The sequence below is a fragment of the Pseudonocardia xinjiangensis genome, from assembly GCF_050948425.1.
In the GTDB taxonomy this organism is placed as follows: Bacteria; Actinomycetota; Actinomycetes; order Mycobacteriales; family Pseudonocardiaceae; genus Pseudonocardia; species Pseudonocardia xinjiangensis.
On the sequence record NZ_CP192009.1, the window covers coordinates 1864815 to 1880061 of the forward strand.

Here is a 15247-nt window from a genome sequence, read left to right on the forward strand (position 1 = left end):
CACAGGCAGAAACGGTGGACGGGCGGTCCCGCATCGAGCGTCACGTGGGTCCGGACACCGGCGCGACGCCAGGGCGGTGCCGCCATCCGGCGCTCCGCGTAACCGCGCGCGTGGTCGCCGAGCGGCCACGCCCGACCGAGAGGTGAGCACCGGCCGTGGCCGTCGTCACCATGAAGCAGTTGCTGGACTCAGGTGTGCACTTCGGGCACCAGACCCGGCGCTGGAACCCGAAGATGAAGCGCTACATCCTCACCGAGCGCAACGGCATCTACATCATCGACCTGCAGCAGACCCTGTCGTACATCGACCGGGCCTACGAGTTCGTCCGCGAGACCGTGGCGCACGGCGGCACGATCATGTTCGTCGGCACGAAGAAGCAGGCGCAGGAGGCCATCGCCGACGAGGCGGGCCGCGTCAACATGCCGTACGTCAACCAGCGCTGGTTGGGTGGGATGCTCACCAACTTCCAGACCGTGCACAAGCGCCTTCAGCGGATGAAGGAGCTCGAGTCGATGGAGCAGACGGGGGGGTTCGAGGGTCGCACCAAGAAGGAGATCCTCATGCTCACCCGCGAGAAGACCAAGCTCGAGAAGACGCTCGGCGGCATCCGGGACATGACCAAGGTCCCCAGTGCGGTCTGGATCGTGGACACCAAGAAGGAGCACATCGCCGTCGGTGAGGCCCGCAAGCTGGGCATCCCGGTGGTCTCCATCCTGGACACCAACTGCGACCCCGACGAGGTCGACTTCCCGATCCCGGGCAACGACGACGCCATCCGCTCGGCCGCGCTGCTCACCAAGGTGATCGCGCGTGCCGCCGCCGACGGGCTCATGGCCCGCGCGGCCCGCACCCGTGGTGACGGCGACGAGAAGCCGGACGCGGGCGTCGGCAGCGACGAGCCGCTGGCCGAGTGGGAGCAGAACCTGCTCACCAACGGTGCCGGTTCCGACGGTGCCAGCCTCACGGCCGCGGCTCCCGCAGCCGAGGCGCCGAACCCGGCCTCCGAGCCGGCTCCGGCCACCACCAGCAACGGCACGCAGCAGACCGCGGGCTGATCCAGCTCTCCGTCCGGGGCCGGCCGTACCGGCCGGCCCCGGACGTTGCTCGTCCGAACCCGCCTGAACAGAAACGGACCAGAGGCAGCACCATGGCGAACTACACCGCCGCCGACGTCAAGAAGCTCAGGGACCTCACCGGTTCCGGGATGATGGACTGCAAGAAGGCGCTCGAGGAGTCCGAGGGCGAATTCGACAAGGCCGTCGAGCTGCTGCGCATCAAGGGCGCAAAGGACGTCGGCAAGCGCGCAGGGCGCGACACCGCCAACGGCCTCGTCGCCGCCGAGGGCGGCACGATGGTCGAGCTCAACTGCGAGACCGACTTCGTCGCGAAGAGCGCCGACTTCCAGGCTCTCGCCGACAAGGTCCTCCGGGTTGCCGTCGACCAGCACCCGGCCGACCTCGACGCCCTCAAGGCGGCGCCGCTCGACGGCGGCACCGTCGAGGACGCCGTGCTGGCGCTGTCGGCCCGCATCGGCGAGAAGCTCGAGCTCAAGCGCTACATCCACGTCGACGGGCCGGTCGCGCTGTACCTGCACCGGCGCGCCTCCGACCTCCCGCCCGCCATCGGCGCGCTGGTGGCCTACGAGGGCCCCGACGACGACGCCGCACGGGGTGTCGCGATGCACATCGCCGCCGCCCGGCCGCAGTACACCACCCGCGACCAGGTGCCTGGCGACGTTATCGAGAACGAGCGGCGCATCGCCGAGGCCACCGCGCGCGAGGAGGGCAAGCCCGAGCAGGTCCTTCCCCGGATCGTCGAGGGCCGCATCAACGGCTTCTACAAGGACGTCGTCCTGCTGGAGCAGCCGTCGGTGCAGGAGCCCAAGAAGACCGTGAAGGCGCTGCTGGACGCGGCGGGCGTCACCGTCAAGGACTTCGCCCGCTTCGAGGTCGGCCAGGCCTGATCGGGCCGCCCTCTCCGCGATGAGTGACGGGACGTTCATGACCGACCTTCGGACCGGCCCCGCCGGCGCCCACCCCGGATTCCGCCGCGTGCTGCTCAAGCTCGGCGGCGAGATGTTCGGCGGTGGGGCCGTCGGCGTGGACCCGGGGGTCGTCGAGACCGTCGCCCGCCAGATCGCCGAGGTCGTCGCCACCGGGGCGCAGGTCGCGGTGGTGATCGGCGGCGGCAACTTCTTCCGCGGCTCCGAGCTGCAGCAGCGCGGCATGGACCGCGCCCGGGCCGACTACATCGGCATGCTCGGCACCGTCATGAACTGCCTCGCGCTGCAGGACTTCCTGGAACGCGAGCACCACATCGACACGCGGGTGCAGACCGCCATCACGATGGGCCAGGTCGCGGAGGCCTACATCCCGCGGCGCGCGATCCGGCACCTGGAGAAGGGCCGCGTCGTGATCTTCGGCGCCGGTGTGGGCATGCCCTACTTCTCCACCGACACGGCGGGTGCGCAGCGCGCGCTGGAGATCGGGGCGGAGGCGCTGTTGCTCGCCAAGGGCGTCGACGGCGTCTACACCGCCGACCCCAAGCTCGACCCCAGCGCGAAGCTGTTCGACGAGATCACCCATCGTGAGGTGCTGGAGCAGGGGCTCAAGGTCGCCGACGCCACCGCGTTCAGCCTCTGCATGGACAACAGGATGCCGATCATCGTGTTCAACCTGCTGGTGGAGGGCAACATTGCCCGCGCGGTGCGGGGTGAGAGGATCGGCACGCTGGTGAGCACGCCCGACTACCCGCAGGAGCCTAGGGAGCAGCCGTGATCGACGAGACGCTCTTCGACGCCGAGGAGAAGATGGAGAGGGCCGTCTCGGTGGCCAAGGACGATCTTGCGAGCGTCCGCACCGGCCGGGCCACCCCGAACATGTTCTCCCGAGTCGCCGTCGACTACTACGGCGCGATGACACCGATCAACCAGCTCGCCTCGATCAACGTGCCCGAGGCCCGCATGGCGGTCATCAAGCCCTACGACTCCGGCCAGCTCAAGGCGCTGGAGAAGGCGATCCGCGACTCCGACCTGGGGCTCAACCCGAGCAACGACGGCCAGATCATCCGCGTGGTCATTCCTCAGCTGTCCGAGGAGCGCCGCCGCGAGATGGTGAAGGTCGCGCGGGGCAAGGGCGAGGACGCGCGGGTCACCATCCGCAGCATCCGCCGCAAAGCCATGGACGAGTTGCATCGGATAGTCCGTGACGGCGACGCGGGCGAGGACGAGGTCGGGCGGGCGGAGAAGGAGTTGCAGGCCACCACCGACCGGTACGTCCACCAGGTCGACGACCTGGTGAAGCACAAGGAAGCCGAACTCCTCGAAGTCTGACTCGGTGACGGCCTCCTCCCCCCAAGCCGCGGCCATGGTCCCTCCGGCCAGCCGGCCCTCCCGCGCGGGACGCGACCTCGCGGCGGCCATCGCCGTGGGCGTCGCCCTCGGCGTGGTGATCCTCTCGTCCCTGCTGATCCAACGGCATTTCTTCATCGGCGTCCTCGCCATGGCCACGGCCGTCGGCACCTGGGAGCTCGCGGGTGCGTTGCGCCGCGGCGCCGGGATCGAGGTGCCGTTCGTGGTGCTGCTGCTCGGTGGCCAGGCGATGGTGTGGCTGTCGTGGCCGTTCGGCCTACGTGGCCTCGCCGTCGCGTTCGCGCTCACGGCGCTGGCGATCATGCTGTGGCGGATGCGCGCCGGGGCGCTGCACTACGTCCGGGACGTCACGGCGGGGCTGTTCACCGCCGCGTACGTGCCGCTGTTCTGCTCCTTCGCCGTCCTGATGCTGGTGGCCGACGACGGCCTCGGACGGGTGCTCACGTTCCTGATCTGCGGGGTGGCGTCCGACATCGGGGGCTACGCAGCAGGGGTCTTCCTGGGCCGGCACCCGATGGCCCCCATGATCAGCCCGAAGAAGTCGTGGGAGGGCTTCGCCGGGTCGCAGATCGCCGGCATGCTCGCCGGCGCGCTGTGCGTCCACTTCCTGCTCGGCGGTGCCTGGTGGGCCGGCGCGCTCACCGGCGCGGCGCTGGTGATCAGCGCAACCCTGGGCGACCTCGTGGAGTCGATGGTCAAGCGCGACCTCGGGATCAAGGACATGGGCACCCTGTTGCCCGGTCACGGCGGGCTGATGGACCGGTTGGACTCGTTGCTGCCCACCGCCGTCGTGGCCTGGTCGCTGCTCAGCATCGTCGTCCCCGTCCGCTGATGCGGGCGCTGCGTGCTGCCCTGGCAGCCGCGGGGGACGTCGCCATCCCGAGCCCCAACATCTGGAACTGGCCCGAGGTCTACGAGCAGGAGAACGCCGCACAGGACTCCGACGGCGCCGTGTGGACGGTGCTGCGTGAGCTCGTGCCGTGGGCCGGTGCGGACGTCCTCGACGTGGGCTGCGGTGACGGGTTCCACCTCCCGGTGTTCGCGGCGGAGGCGGCCTCGGTCACGGGCGTTGAACCCCATCCGCCGCTGGTCGAGCGGGCACGGCGGCGGGTCGGGGACCGCGCGCGGGTGCTGCGGGCCGGCGCCGCGGCGCTCCCGCTCCCGGATGCGAGCGTCGACCTCGTGCACGCGCGCACCGCGTACTTCTTCGGTCCGGGGTGCGAGCCCGGCCTCGCCGAGGCGCAGCGGGTGTTGCGGCCGGGCGGGGCGATCGCGATCGTCGATCTGGACGCGACCGTCCCGCCCTACGGCCGGTGGATGCGTGCCGACATCCCGCGCTACGACCCGGCGCGCGTCGAGCGCTTCTTCGAGCAGCAGGGCTTCTCGATGCGGCGGGTCGCGACCCAGTGGCGGTTCCCCGACCGCGCGGCGTGCGAGGCGGTGCTGCGGATCGAGTTCTCCCGCGCGGTGGCCGAGCGGGCTGTCGCGGAGACCGTGGGCGTCACCGTCCCGGTCGGCTACCGCGTGCACGTGCGGCGCAAGGAAACCTTCCGCTCGGCGTGACGATGCCGCCGCCACCCCGTGTCGTCCGCTGGATACCGTGGGGAGCATGCGTGGACCCGTGGAGCCCCACCTGCCCTACCTCGAGCCGATCGTCGGCGGAGCGTGGTGGACGGTCGGTGCGGCAGCGCTCGACTCAGGTGCCGGCACCGTCATCCTGGCGGCCGGACTCGGCGTCACCGGCGGGCTGATCGTCGCCCTCCGGAGCAGGTACGGCACGGGATCCCCGCTACCCCCGGGCGGGCGCGGGCGCTTCCTGCGGCTGCTGGGCATCACCGTGGCCCTCGTGGCGGTGGCCGGCACCGTGCTCGGCTCCACCGGCCTCGGCGAGCTGGCGGTCCCGGCGGCGTGCGCGATGGTCGGGGTGGCGCTGGTGCCCCTCTCGTCGCAGCTGGACGAGCGTTCGCTGCTGGCCGTCGGTGGTGCGCTGATGGTGCTCGGGGCGGCCGGGGCGTTGTTCGCCCTCGACTCCGTGGGCAACACGTACTCGCAGGGTCTGGTCGGGATGGTGGCCGGCGCCCTGCTGTGGGTGGCGGCCGCGCACCGCACGGGCCTGCTCACGGAGGCCCGCGGCCGGGTGCGCCGCTGACCGCCGCCGCGACTCCCCTCTGAGGGGGACCCGGTTCCCTCGCTGCCGGGATGGCGTAGCACCGCGCTGAGCGGATCGTTCTCCCATGGTCATCACGCACGAACGCAGACGTGCCTCGGTCCCGTCCACAGCCGCCCTGACCTGGTCGGCACTCGCCTCTTGTCTCGGCCTGTGGTGGTGGTGGCAGCCGCAGCGCTACCCGTTCGGCCCGGGCGAGGGGAAGACCTTCGGCACCGTGCTGGGCGTGGTGCCCGAGGCCGCCGTGCCGCCTGCACTCGTCGTTGCGGGCGGGTGGGGGCTGGTGGCTTCGGGACTCGCCGCGCTGCGGGCCCCGAGCCGGGCTGTGACCGCCGTCGTGGTGGCCACGGCGGTCGGGTACGCGGCGGTCTTCGGGTTGGTCCTGCCGGGCATACAGCCGCTCTCCCTGGTCGGTTACGCGATGGCGATGCTCGGGCCGGTCGTGCTGTTCGGGACGGTGGTCGCCGGGGCGTGGCGGTGGCGCGGCGGGCCCTGGGCAGTGGGTGCGTTCGTCCTGACTGGAGTGCTGGCGTGGGCCACGGGGCTGGCCGATGCCGCAGTGCTGCGTCGCTACCTCGACGTCATCATCGGGACCGCCGACAAAGCAGTCCCACCTGCTGTCCTGCTGTTCTTCCTCGTCGGGGGCCTCCTGTGGGGTGTGCTCGGAGCGCGAACGGTGCTGCGGGCCACGACGGGGCGACCGGTCCCGGGCTGGATGCAGCCGGAGGCCGCGGCTCGCTGGGGCAGGGTGGCCGTGGCGATCGCCGCGGCCTGTGCGTTGCCGTACGGCCTGGTCCGGCTCACCTGGCTGACACCGTGGCCGGTGGGCGGCAGCGCGGACCTTCTGACCGCAGAGCCGGAGATTCGGCTGCACGGCCTGCTTCTCGGCCTCGCCGCGCTGGCCGGGGCGGTGCTCACCACGGGGCTGGTCGCCCGCTGGGGCGAGGTCTGGCCCCGCTGGGTTCCGGTGGTGCGGGGACGGCCGGTCCCGGTCGCGGCGGCGGTCGTCCCCGGCACTCTCGTGGCCGGGCTGTTCACGGTCGCGGCGGTCCCGCTCTCCGTCATGGTGGTCGCGAGCGGCTCTCCGGTGCTGCTGCTGGTGTTCCCGTTCCCCGTATGGGGGCCCGCGCTCGGCGCTGCCGTGCTGGCCTACGCACTCCGCCGCCGGGGAGAGGCCGGGCGAACTGGCACAATGGGAACGTCATGACTGCCCTGCCTCTGGTGTTCGACGCGCCCCGGCGCTCCACCCCGCCGCGCCACCTCGCCGACCTCGACCCGGGCGACCGCCGGGCCGTGGCCGGTGAGCTCGGCCTGCCCGCCTTCCGCGCCGACCAGCTGGCCCGCCACTACTTCGGCCGCCTCACCGCCGACCTCGACGCGATGACCGACCTCCCGGCCGGTGTGCGCGACACCCTGCGGACGCTCCTGCCACCGCTCGTCACGCCCGTGCTGGAGCAGTCCTGTGACGACGGGGCCACCCGCAAGACGCTGTGGAAGGGCCACGACGGCACCCGCGCCGAGTCGGTGCTGATGGGCTACCCGGACCGCGCCACCGTGTGTGTCTCGAGCCAGGCCGGCTGCGGCATGGCCTGCCCGTTCTGCGCCACCGGCCAGGGCGGGCTGGAGCGCAACCTGTCCACCGGCGAGATCGTCGAGCAGGTCCGCCAGGCCGCCGCGGCCGCCCGCGACGGCGCCCTGGGTTCTCCCGCGCGCCTGTCCAACGTGGTGTTCATGGGCATGGGGGAGCCGCTGGCCAACTACAAGCGGGTCGTCGCGGCCGTCCGGCGGATCACCGAGCCGGCTCCCAACGGCCTGGGCATCTCGGCGCGCGGGGTCACCGTGTCCACGGTCGGACTGGTGCCGGCGATCGACAAGCTCGCTGCGGAGGGGCTGCCCGTCACGCTCGCGGTATCGCTGCACACGCCCGACGACGAGCTGCGCGACACCCTCGTGCCCGTGAACAACCGCTGGAAGGTCAGCGAGGTGCTCGACGCGGCGCGCCGCTACGCACAGGCCACCGGACGCCGCGTGTCGATCGAGTACGCGCTGATCCGCGACGTCAACGACCAGCCGTGGCGGGCGGACCTGCTCGGCAAGCTCCTGCGCCAGCAGATCGGCACCAAGCGTGTGCACGTCAACCTCATCCCGCTGAACCCGACGCCGGGCAGCGAGTGGGACGCCTCGCCCCGACGCGTGCAGGACGAGTTCGTCGCACGGGTCCAGGCCGCCGGGGTGGCGTGCACCGTGCGCGACACCCGGGGCCGCGAGATCGCCGCCGCGTGCGGGCAGCTCGCCGCCTCACAGGCCTAGGCGCTCGTCCTCGGGGACGTCCGTTCCGCCCAGTGGTCCGGTCGCCCGGAGTACCGGACGAAACGATCATCGCCCTTGACCTGTCCACCGAGCCGCTGGTTCGCTCGACCTGGGTAGTTGAGAGGTCAAACAAGACGCAGCGGTGATCGGCGAGGAGATGGGCATGAAGCTCGGTCTTGTTCTTCCCCAGCGGTACGGGGTGAACCTGCAGCGCGACGTGGTGAACGTCGCGAAGCTCGCCGAGGATCAGGGCTTCGACAGCCTCTGGGTGGGGGAGCGGCCGACCCATGCCGCGCCGGGCACCGAAGGGCTCTACGGCATCCCCGGCCTGCCCTGGCCGGAGGCGTACCAGGGGGTGTCCGAACCGCTGACCACCATGGCGGCCGCCGCCGCGGTGACCGAGCGGGTGCGGATCGGCAGCAGCGTCCTCGTGCCGGCCCTGCACCATCCCGTCCAGCTCGCACTGGCACTGGCTACCATCGACCAGATCAGCGGGGGCCGGGTCGTCGCCGGCATCGGATCGGGCTGGGCCCACTCCGACTTCGCCGCGGTGGGCGTGCCCTTCTCCGAGCGCAACAGCCTGCTCGACGAGACGTTCGACGTGTTCGAGGCGGTCTGGGGCCCCGACCCCGTCGAGTACGAGGGACCGCGGATCACGATCGACAAGGCGCTGGTCGGGCCGAAGCCGGTGGGGAAGCTCCCGGTGATCGCGTCCGGGCACGGCGAGAAGGCGCTGGACAAGGTCGCTCGCCGCGCCGACGGCTGGACCCCCGCCGCCATCCCCGTGGCGTCGACCGCCCGGATCTGGGACCGGATCCGGGAGAAGGCGGCCGGTTACGGCCGTGACGCCTCCGCGATGGAGTGCATCGTCAGGGCGAACATCGTGCTGCGCGACCAGCCGGTCGACGGCGAGCGCCAGCCGATGGTCGGCAGCCTCGACCAGGTGGTCGACGACATCGTCGAGACGGCGCGGCTCGGAGCCGACGAGCTGATCATCGAGCTCTCCCAGAACGAGCCCTTCCCGGGCACCCCCTGGCTGGTCGACACCGCCCTGGAGATCAAGGAGCGGGTGCTCAGCCGCTGCTGAGGACGTCGGCGAGATCGAAGCGCACGGGCCGTTCCAACTGCTCGTAGGTGCACGACTCCGGATCACGGTCCGGGCGCCAGCGCACGAACTGGGCGGTGTGGCGGAACCGCTCGCCCTCCATGTAGTCGTAGCGGACCTCCACCACCCGCTCCGGGCGCAGGGGGACGAACGACAGGTCCTTGCCGGCGTTCCAGCGGCTGGTCTCGTTCTTGCGGGGCGTCCGCTCGCCCTGCTCGTGTGCGGCCCAGTTCCACGGGTGGGCGTCGAACGTCGTGACCAGCGGCTGCAGCTCGGTGAACAGCGACCGCCGGGTGGCCATCGGGAACGCGCCGACCACACCGACCGAGTTGAGCACGCCGCGGTCGTCGAAGAGACCGAGCAGCAGCGACCCGAGGGCGTCCGGCCCGGACTTGTGGACCCGGTAGCCGGCAACGACGCAGTCGGCCGTGCGCTCGTGCTTGATCTTGCTCATCACGCGCTTGTCGGGCTGGTAGGGCAGGTCGAGCTTCTTGGCGATGAGCCCGTCCAGGCCGGCGCCCTCGAACTGCTGGAACCACGTCCGCGCCGTGTCCAGGTCGCGCGTGAGCGGCGTGAGGTGGATCGGCGGTGCCGCGCCGGCGAAGGCGCGTTCGAGCGCGGCGCGGCGTTCCTCGAACGGCTGCTCGGTGAGGTCGTCGTCGCCCAGCGCGAGCAGGTCGAAGGCGATGAAGCTCGCCGGCGTCTCCTCCGACAGGAGCTTCACCCGGCTCGCCGCCGGATGGATCCGCTGCTGGAGAGCCTCGAAGTCGAGTGTGTTGCGCGCGGTGTCGGCGACGACGATCTCCCCGTCGACGACGGCCCGCTCGGGGAAGTGGGTGAGTACGGCCTCGACCACCTCGGGGAAGTACCGGGTCATCGGCCGTTCGTTGCGGCTGCCGATCTCCACCTCGTCGCCGTCCCGGAAGATGATCGACCGGAAGCCGTCCCACTTCGGCTCGTAGAGCTGGCCTGCGGGGATGTCGCCGATCGGCTTGGCCAGCATCGGCGAGACGGGCGGCATGACGGGGAGGCGCACCGGGCCAGTCTGGCGACTACCCGCCCACGGGTCGAGGGGATACGCCCGTCAGCAGCCATCAGTGGGCCGGTGCCGTTCCACGACCGCCGCGTCGCCGGCGCCGTCCGGGACCGCTGCTGCTCCCGCTGTCCGCAGGCAGGGGATCATCGAGGACGTGACTGCTTCGGTGAACGCATCCCCATGCCGCGGCTGACCCGGGCCGAGCTGGAGGCGGCGCGGGACCGCACGATCGAGGACGTGCTACCCGGCCCCGGCGACCCGGCCCTGCGCGTGCTCTTCTGCGGCATCAACCCGGGCCTCGTGTCGGCCGCCACCGGGCACCACTTCGCCCGCCCCGGAAACCGGTTCTGGCCTGCCCTGCACGGGGCGGGCTTCACCCCGCGGCTGCTGCTGCCCGCGGAGCAGGGCGAGCTGCGTGGCCTCGGGCTGGGCATCACCAACATGGCGCCCCGGGCCACGGCACGCGCGGACGAGCTGACGGTGGACGAGATGGTGGCGGGCGGGGTGCGGCTGCGGGAGCTGGTGCGGGACCAGCGTCCCCGCTGGCTCGCGGTGGTCGGGGTGACCGCCTACCGGGCCGCGTTCGACGCGCCGCGCGCCGCGGTCGGGCCGCAGGACGAGCGCCTGGGCTCCACCCGGATCTGGGTCCTGCCCAACCCGAGCGGCCTCAACGCCCACTGGTCGCTGCCGGCGATGGCGGAGGAGTTCGGCCGCCTCCGCGCGGCCGCCGACGACTGACCGGGTGGAGTGCGGCTGTCAGGAGTCGAGGTCCTGGACGTCATCGGGAGGCGGTTCCTCGGCGCCGTCGCGGGCGTCGCGGTCGGCCCACTCCAGCAGCTCGTCGATCAGGAAGACGGCGTCGTCGATGCCGGCGTGGAGGTCGCCCAGCTCGGCGTACCGGGGTGGGACCGTGGCGATGGTGAAGTCCTGGGGGTCGGCGTCGTCCACCTCGTCCCACCTGATCGGCGTGGAGACCACGGCCTCCGGCACCCCGCGCACCGAGTAGGCGCTGCGGATCGTGTGGTCGCGGGCGTTCTGGTTGTAGTCGACGAAGATCGACCGGGGGTCGCGGTCCTTGCGCCACCACGTCAGATCGACGAGATCGCAGCGGCGGCCGACCTCGCGGGCGAAGGCGTGCGCGGCCCGGCGCACGTCGGAGAAGCCGTGGTCGGGGGCGATCCGCACGTAGACGTGCATGCCCTTGCCGCCCGACGTCTTCGGCCACCCGGTCGCGCCGAGCTCGTCGAGCACCTCGTGGGCGACGTGCGCGACCCGGCGCACGTCGGCGTAGGACGCCTCGGGCATCGGGTCGAGGTCGATCCGCCACTCGTCGGGGCGCTCGACGTCCGCGCTGCGCGAGTTCCACGGGTGGAACTCCACCGTGGACATCTGCACCGCCCACACGACGTCGGCCGGGTGCTGCACGCACAGCTCGTCGGCGTGCCGGTTCCAGCGGGGGAAGTGCACGCGGACGGTCCGCACCCAGTCCGGGGCGCCCTTCGGCAGCCGCTTCTGGTGCACCTTCTCGCCGGTGACGCCCGTGGGGAAGCGGTGCAGCATGCACGGGCGGTCGCGCAGCGCACGCACGATCCCGTCGGAGACGGAGAGGTAGTAGCGGGCCAGGTCGAGCTTGGTCTCGCCCCGGGCCGGGAAGTAGACGCGGTCCGGGTTGCTCAGCCGGACGACGCGGTCACCGACCTCCAGCTCGACGGCGGGACCGGCCATCGTGGCTCAGCGGCGCCAGGCGTGGCGACGCCGGATCGAGTGCATGATCAGGCTGAACGCGATCAGGACGGCGATGCCGACGAGCCAGATGTCCTCGGTGCTGCCCTCGTGGTTGCCGATCGTGAACAGCAGCAGGATCACGACGGTGGCCCAGCCGGCGATCATGGAGCCGCGGGGGAAGCCGCCGTGCCAGCCCCACTCCACCGACGGTTCGTCCAGCGGGTCCACCGCAGGTCGCCGCGCCAGCTCTCGGGAGTTCCTCGCCACGCCGTCCTCCAGGTCCACGGATGTGGGCCTCATCGTCGCACAACGGCGCAGCAGGGATGATGGGCGGTGATGAGTGTGAGTAGACGTTCCGTTCTCGTGCTGGGGTCGACGGGTTCCGTCGGCACCCAGGCGCTCGAGGTGCTCGCGGCCCACCCGGACCGGTTCGAGGTGGCGGGCCTCGCCGCGGGCGGCGGTGACCTCGACCTGCTCGCCCGGCAGGTCAGGGAGCACGGCGTGCCCCGGGTGGCGGTGGCCCGCGCCGACGCCGCCTCGGCGCTGCGCGACCTGGTGCCGGGTGTCGACGTCCTGAGCGGTCCCGACGCGGCCACCGAGCTCACGGCCACCGCGGGTGCCGACACCGTGCTCAACGGGATCACCGGATCGGTGGGCCTCGGCCCGACGCTGGCGGCCCTCGCGTCCGGGGCCACGCTGGCGCTGGCCAACAAGGAGTCGCTGGTGGCCGGGGGAGCGCTGGTCACCGGGGCTGCCGCCCCGGGCCAGATCGTGCCGGTCGACTCCGAGCACTCCGCGCTCGCCCAGTGCCTGCGCGGTGGCCGTGCCGACGAGGTGGAGCGGCTGGTGCTCACCGCGTCGGGCGGCCCGTTCCGCGGGAGGCAGCGGGCCGACCTGGCCGATGTCACCGTGGGCGAGGCGATGGCGCACCCGACGTGGGACATGGGCCCCGTCATCACGATCAACTCGGCGACCCTGGTGAACAAGGGCCTCGAGCTGATCGAGGCGCACCTGCTGTTCGACGTGCCCTACGAGCGGGTCGACGTGGTGGTGCACCCGCAGTCGATCGTGCACTCGATGGTCACCTTCACCGACGGCTCGACGCTCGCGCAGGCCAGCCCGCCCGACATGAAGCTGCCCATCGCGCTGGCGCTCGGCTGGCCCGAGCGGCTGTCGGGGGCCGCGTCGCCGTGCCGCTGGGACGCTGCCCAGAGCTGGACGTTCGAGCCCCTCGACGAAGACGCCTTCGCCGGCGTGCGGCTGGCGCGCGCGGCGGGCGTGGTGGGCGGGTGCCTGCCGGCCGTGCTCAACGCCGCCAACGAGGAACTGGTGGGCGCGTTCGTCGCCGGTGCGCTGCCGTTCCTCGGGATCACCGACGTGCTGGAACGCGTTCTCGACACCGCCGACGGCTGGCACGCCGATCCCGCTACCGTGGCCGACGTGCTGGCGGCGGAGGAGTGGGCGCGGGCCCACGCCCGCGAAGCCGTCTCGCGCAGCGCCGGTGGAGCGAGCATCGGTACCGGAGGACCTGGAGTGACCACATGATGACCGTGATCGGAATCGTGATCTTCTTCGTGGGGATCCTCTTCTCGGTCGCCTGGCACGAGCTCGGTCACTTCACCACGGCCAAGTGGTTCGGCATCAAGGTGCCCGAGTTCATGGTCGGTTTCGGGAAGACGATCTGGTCGCGCCAGGTCGGCGAGACGGAGTTCGGGCTCAAGGCCGTGCCGCTCGGCGGCTACATCCGCATGATCGGGATGATCCCGCCCGCCAGGGGCGAGACGCTCGGGCGGAGCCGGCGCACCGGCCCGTTCCAGGGCCTGATCGACGACGCGCGCCAGCAGTCGGCGATGGACGTCCGGCCAGAGGACGCCGACCGGCAGTTCTACCTGCGGGCACCGTGGAAGCGCATCATCGTGATGTTCGCGGGCCCGTTCATGAACCTCATCTTCGCGGTGGTGCTGTTCGCGATCGTGCTCATGGGGATCGGCGTGCCGACGTCCACCACGTCGGTCGGCGCGGTGAGCGCGTGCGTCGTCTCGGCCACAGCGCCCACCGAGCAGTGCCCGGCCGGGGCGCCCCCCACGCCCGCCGCGGCCGCGGGGTTCCGCCCCGGCGACCGGATCATCGCCTTCAACGGCCGCCCGTTCACGGAGTTCGACGGCCGCGACCTGCAGGAGGCCATCCGGGCGTCCTCGGGCACGGTGACGGTCACCGTCGAACGTGACGGGCAGCGTCTCGACCTGCGCCCGACGCCCATCCGCACCGAGCTGGCCGCCTTCGACGGCGGGCAGCAGACCGTCCAGGGCAGCTTCCTCGGGGTCAGCCTCGTGTCGGCGTACGAGCGGAAGGACGTCGGCGCGGTCTTCGGCCAGATCGGGGACATCGTCGCCCGCACGGGCCACGCGATCGTGCAGCTCCCGGCCCGGGTGCCCGGCCTGTTCGGAGCGGTGTTCCTCGGCGAGCAGCGCGACGTGAACGGCCCGATCGGCATCGTCGGGGCCTCCCGGATCGGGGGCGAGATCCTCGCCTCCGACGCCCCGCCGGTCGCCGAGCTCTCGGTCTTCCTGCAGCTGCTGGCCGGGCTGAACATCTCGCTGTTCCTGTTCAACCTGCTGCCGATCCCGCCGCTGGACGGCGGGCAGATCTTCCCGGCGATCTGGGAGGCCATCAAGCGGCGGATCGCGCGGCTGCGTGGCCGTCCCGACCCCGGTCCGGTCGACGTCGCGAAGCTGATGCCCGTGGCCTACGTCGTGGCGCTGGTGTTCATCGGGTGGAGTGCCCTGCTGTTCGTCGCCGACATCATCAACCCGGTACAGCTGTTCTGATCACGTCCTCGCAGGTCGGGGGCCCGGGACGTGGCCCCCGACACGACCTGCAGCGACATCGGTGGCCGCGTGGATACTTGAGAGTCGTGAGTATTTCCGCGGGTCTGCCCGCTCCCCCTCCGGGCCTGCGCGACCCGTACGCCGAGAAGGCCCCTCTCGCCGTGTTCGACATCGACGGGGTGCTGGCCGACGTCCGGCACCGGCTGCACCACCTGGAGGCCAGGCCGCAACGCTGGGAGCGCTTCTTCCACGCCGCCGACCGCGACCCGCTCCTCGTCGAGGGTGCGGAGCGGCTGCGTGCGGCGCTCGCCGAGTACGACGTCCTGTACCTGACCGGTCGGCCCGAGCGCACCCGGGCGCTCACGGAGCAGTGGCTGGCACGTCACGACCTCCCGGTCGGCCCGCTCGTGATGCGCGCCGACGACGACCGTCGGCCGGCCCGCTGGGTCAAGCGGGACGTGCTGCGCAGGCTCGCCACCGTCCGGGAGGTGGTGTCGATGCTCGACGACGACCCCGCCGTCGTCTCCCTGCTGGAGGCCGACGGGTGGCCGGTCGAGCTCGCCACCTGGCTGCCGCACTCCTCGACGCTGCGCAGCGCGCAGGAGGACAAGGGCCGAACCTAGGAGGGCGTCCGAACAGGAGAATCCGCCCGTGCGGGTGCTTCCGGCCACGCAGGGAGCGGTGCCGAACGGCGACGGGGGATACT

Annotated in this window: 17 protein-coding genes; 14 read left to right on the forward strand and 3 right to left on the reverse strand. The window is 72.0% G+C overall.

Annotation, left to right across the window (positions count from 1 at the left end; translation table 11 throughout):
* The first annotated feature begins 155 nt into the window (after window positions 1-155).
* From rpsB to ACQPZA_RS08855, 10 genes are all read left to right on the forward strand, one after another.
* Window positions 156-1055 carry a 30S ribosomal protein S2 gene (gene rpsB / locus ACQPZA_RS08810; RefSeq protein ID WP_169396522.1) on the forward strand — a complete coding sequence of 300 codons (900 nt, stop codon included), beginning with the start codon at window positions 156-158 and terminating at the stop codon, window positions 1053-1055.
* A gap of 92 nt (window positions 1056-1147) precedes the next feature.
* A complete protein-coding gene (gene tsf / locus ACQPZA_RS08815; protein ID WP_169396523.1) occupies window positions 1148-1963 on the forward strand; it encodes a translation elongation factor Ts in 816 nt (271 codons plus the stop codon).
* A 37-nt stretch (window positions 1964-2000) separates the two neighbouring features.
* Window positions 2001-2777, forward strand: coding sequence for a UMP kinase (gene pyrH, locus ACQPZA_RS08820; protein WP_169396524.1), 777 nt, complete (start codon window positions 2001-2003; stop codon window positions 2775-2777).
* The gene (gene frr, locus ACQPZA_RS08825; protein ID WP_169396525.1) at window positions 2774-3331 is read left to right on the forward strand and encodes a ribosome recycling factor; all 558 of its coding nucleotides are present in this window, start codon (window positions 2774-2776) and stop codon (window positions 3329-3331) included. The genes pyrH and frr overlap by 4 nt, the downstream gene beginning before the upstream one ends.
* Window positions 3332-3365: 34 nt before the next feature.
* Window positions 3366-4202, forward strand: a complete 837-nt coding sequence (locus tag ACQPZA_RS08830) for a phosphatidate cytidylyltransferase (protein ID WP_169396551.1) — start codon at window positions 3366-3368, stop codon at window positions 4200-4202.
* Complete coding sequence (locus ACQPZA_RS08835; RefSeq protein WP_433279762.1) at window positions 4202-4933, forward strand: class I SAM-dependent methyltransferase; 732 nt, start codon at window positions 4202-4204, stop codon at window positions 4931-4933. Before ACQPZA_RS08830 ends, ACQPZA_RS08835 begins: the two co-directional genes overlap by 1 nt.
* A gap of 46 nt (window positions 4934-4979) precedes the next feature.
* A complete protein-coding gene (locus ACQPZA_RS08840) occupies window positions 4980-5519 on the forward strand; it encodes a hypothetical protein (protein ID WP_169396527.1) in 540 nt (179 codons plus the stop codon).
* A gap of 85 nt (window positions 5520-5604) precedes the next feature.
* Window positions 5605-6744 (forward strand): hypothetical protein, encoded by a 1140-nt coding sequence (locus ACQPZA_RS08845; RefSeq protein WP_433279763.1) that lies wholly within the window; start codon window positions 5605-5607, stop codon window positions 6742-6744.
* Window positions 6741-7847: a 23S rRNA (adenine(2503)-C(2))-methyltransferase RlmN gene (rlmN, locus tag ACQPZA_RS08850; RefSeq protein WP_433279764.1), complete on the forward strand. Its 1107-nt coding sequence runs from the start codon at window positions 6741-6743 to the stop codon at window positions 7845-7847. Before ACQPZA_RS08845 ends, rlmN begins: the two co-directional genes overlap by 4 nt.
* Window positions 7848-8010: 163 nt before the next feature.
* Window positions 8011-8934 carry a TIGR03619 family F420-dependent LLM class oxidoreductase gene (locus ACQPZA_RS08855; RefSeq protein ID WP_433279765.1) on the forward strand — a complete coding sequence of 308 codons (924 nt, stop codon included), beginning with the start codon at window positions 8011-8013 and terminating at the stop codon, window positions 8932-8934.
* On the opposite strand, the gene ACQPZA_RS08860 is transcribed toward ACQPZA_RS08855, so the two are convergent.
* Window positions 8921-9988, reverse strand: coding sequence for an ATP-dependent DNA ligase (locus ACQPZA_RS08860; RefSeq protein WP_169396531.1), 1068 nt, complete (start codon window positions 9986-9988; stop codon window positions 8921-8923). The two genes, ACQPZA_RS08855 and ACQPZA_RS08860, sit on opposite strands and share 14 nt — an antisense overlap.
* Window positions 9989-10168: 180 nt before the next feature.
* Here ACQPZA_RS08860 and mug point away from each other — a divergent pair, with 180 nt between their 5' ends.
* Entirely contained in the window at window positions 10169-10726 is a 558-nt protein-coding gene (gene mug / locus ACQPZA_RS08865) for a G/U mismatch-specific DNA glycosylase (protein ID WP_433279766.1), read from the forward strand.
* 18 nt (window positions 10727-10744) lie between these two features.
* On the opposite strand, the gene ligD is transcribed toward mug, so the two are convergent.
* Window positions 10745-11713 (reverse strand): non-homologous end-joining DNA ligase, encoded by a 969-nt coding sequence (gene ligD / locus ACQPZA_RS08870; RefSeq protein ID WP_433279767.1) that lies wholly within the window; start codon window positions 11711-11713, stop codon window positions 10745-10747.
* Between the two features lie 6 nt (window positions 11714-11719).
* Window positions 11720-12013 (reverse strand): DUF2631 domain-containing protein, encoded by a 294-nt coding sequence (locus ACQPZA_RS08875; RefSeq protein ID WP_433279768.1) that lies wholly within the window; start codon window positions 12011-12013, stop codon window positions 11720-11722.
* A 36-nt stretch (window positions 12014-12049) separates the two neighbouring features.
* Between ACQPZA_RS08875 and dxr the strand changes: the two genes are divergently transcribed.
* From dxr to ACQPZA_RS08890, 3 genes are all read left to right on the forward strand, one after another.
* The gene (gene dxr / locus ACQPZA_RS08880; RefSeq protein ID WP_433279769.1) at window positions 12050-13258 is read left to right on the forward strand and encodes a 1-deoxy-D-xylulose-5-phosphate reductoisomerase; all 1209 of its coding nucleotides are present in this window, start codon (window positions 12050-12052) and stop codon (window positions 13256-13258) included.
* Window positions 13255-14541, forward strand: coding sequence for a M50 family metallopeptidase (locus ACQPZA_RS08885; protein WP_169396536.1), 1287 nt, complete (start codon window positions 13255-13257; stop codon window positions 14539-14541). The genes dxr and ACQPZA_RS08885 overlap by 4 nt, the downstream gene beginning before the upstream one ends.
* Window positions 14542-14627: 86 nt before the next feature.
* Entirely contained in the window at window positions 14628-15164 is a 537-nt protein-coding gene (locus ACQPZA_RS08890) for a hypothetical protein (protein WP_433279770.1), read from the forward strand.
* Window positions 15165-15247: the final 83 nt, after the last annotated feature.

What these genes read in the sequence shown, in the direction of transcription:
- ligD (WP_433279767.1), bottom strand. Translation starts at nt 11,713, where the DNA reads ATGGCCGGTCCCGCCGTCGAGCTGGAGGTCGGTGACCGCGTCGTCCGG.
- pyrH (WP_169396524.1), top strand. Translation starts at nt 2,001, where the DNA reads ATGACCGACCTTCGGACCGGCCCCGCCGGCGCCCACCCCGGATTCCGC.
- ACQPZA_RS08840 (WP_169396527.1), top strand. Translation starts at nt 4,980, where the DNA reads ATGCGTGGACCCGTGGAGCCCCACCTGCCCTACCTCGAGCCGATCGTC.
- ACQPZA_RS08885 (WP_169396536.1), top strand. Translation starts at nt 13,255, where the DNA reads ATGATGACCGTGATCGGAATCGTGATCTTCTTCGTGGGGATCCTCTTC.
- dxr (WP_433279769.1), top strand. Translation starts at nt 12,050, where the DNA reads ATGAGTGTGAGTAGACGTTCCGTTCTCGTGCTGGGGTCGACGGGTTCC.
- ACQPZA_RS08855 (WP_433279765.1), top strand. Translation starts at nt 8,011, where the DNA reads ATGAAGCTCGGTCTTGTTCTTCCCCAGCGGTACGGGGTGAACCTGCAG.
- ACQPZA_RS08845 (WP_433279763.1), top strand. Translation starts at nt 5,605, where the DNA reads ATGGTCATCACGCACGAACGCAGACGTGCCTCGGTCCCGTCCACAGCC.
- ACQPZA_RS08875 (WP_433279768.1), bottom strand. Translation starts at nt 12,013, where the DNA reads ATGAGGCCCACATCCGTGGACCTGGAGGACGGCGTGGCGAGGAACTCC.
- tsf (WP_169396523.1), top strand. Translation starts at nt 1,148, where the DNA reads ATGGCGAACTACACCGCCGCCGACGTCAAGAAGCTCAGGGACCTCACC.
- ACQPZA_RS08835 (WP_433279762.1), top strand. Translation starts at nt 4,202, where the DNA reads ATGCGGGCGCTGCGTGCTGCCCTGGCAGCCGCGGGGGACGTCGCCATC.
- rlmN (WP_433279764.1), top strand. Translation starts at nt 6,741, where the DNA reads ATGACTGCCCTGCCTCTGGTGTTCGACGCGCCCCGGCGCTCCACCCCG.
- mug (WP_433279766.1), top strand. Translation starts at nt 10,169, where the DNA reads ATGCCGCGGCTGACCCGGGCCGAGCTGGAGGCGGCGCGGGACCGCACG.
- ACQPZA_RS08830 (WP_169396551.1), top strand. Translation starts at nt 3,366, where the DNA reads ATGGTCCCTCCGGCCAGCCGGCCCTCCCGCGCGGGACGCGACCTCGCG.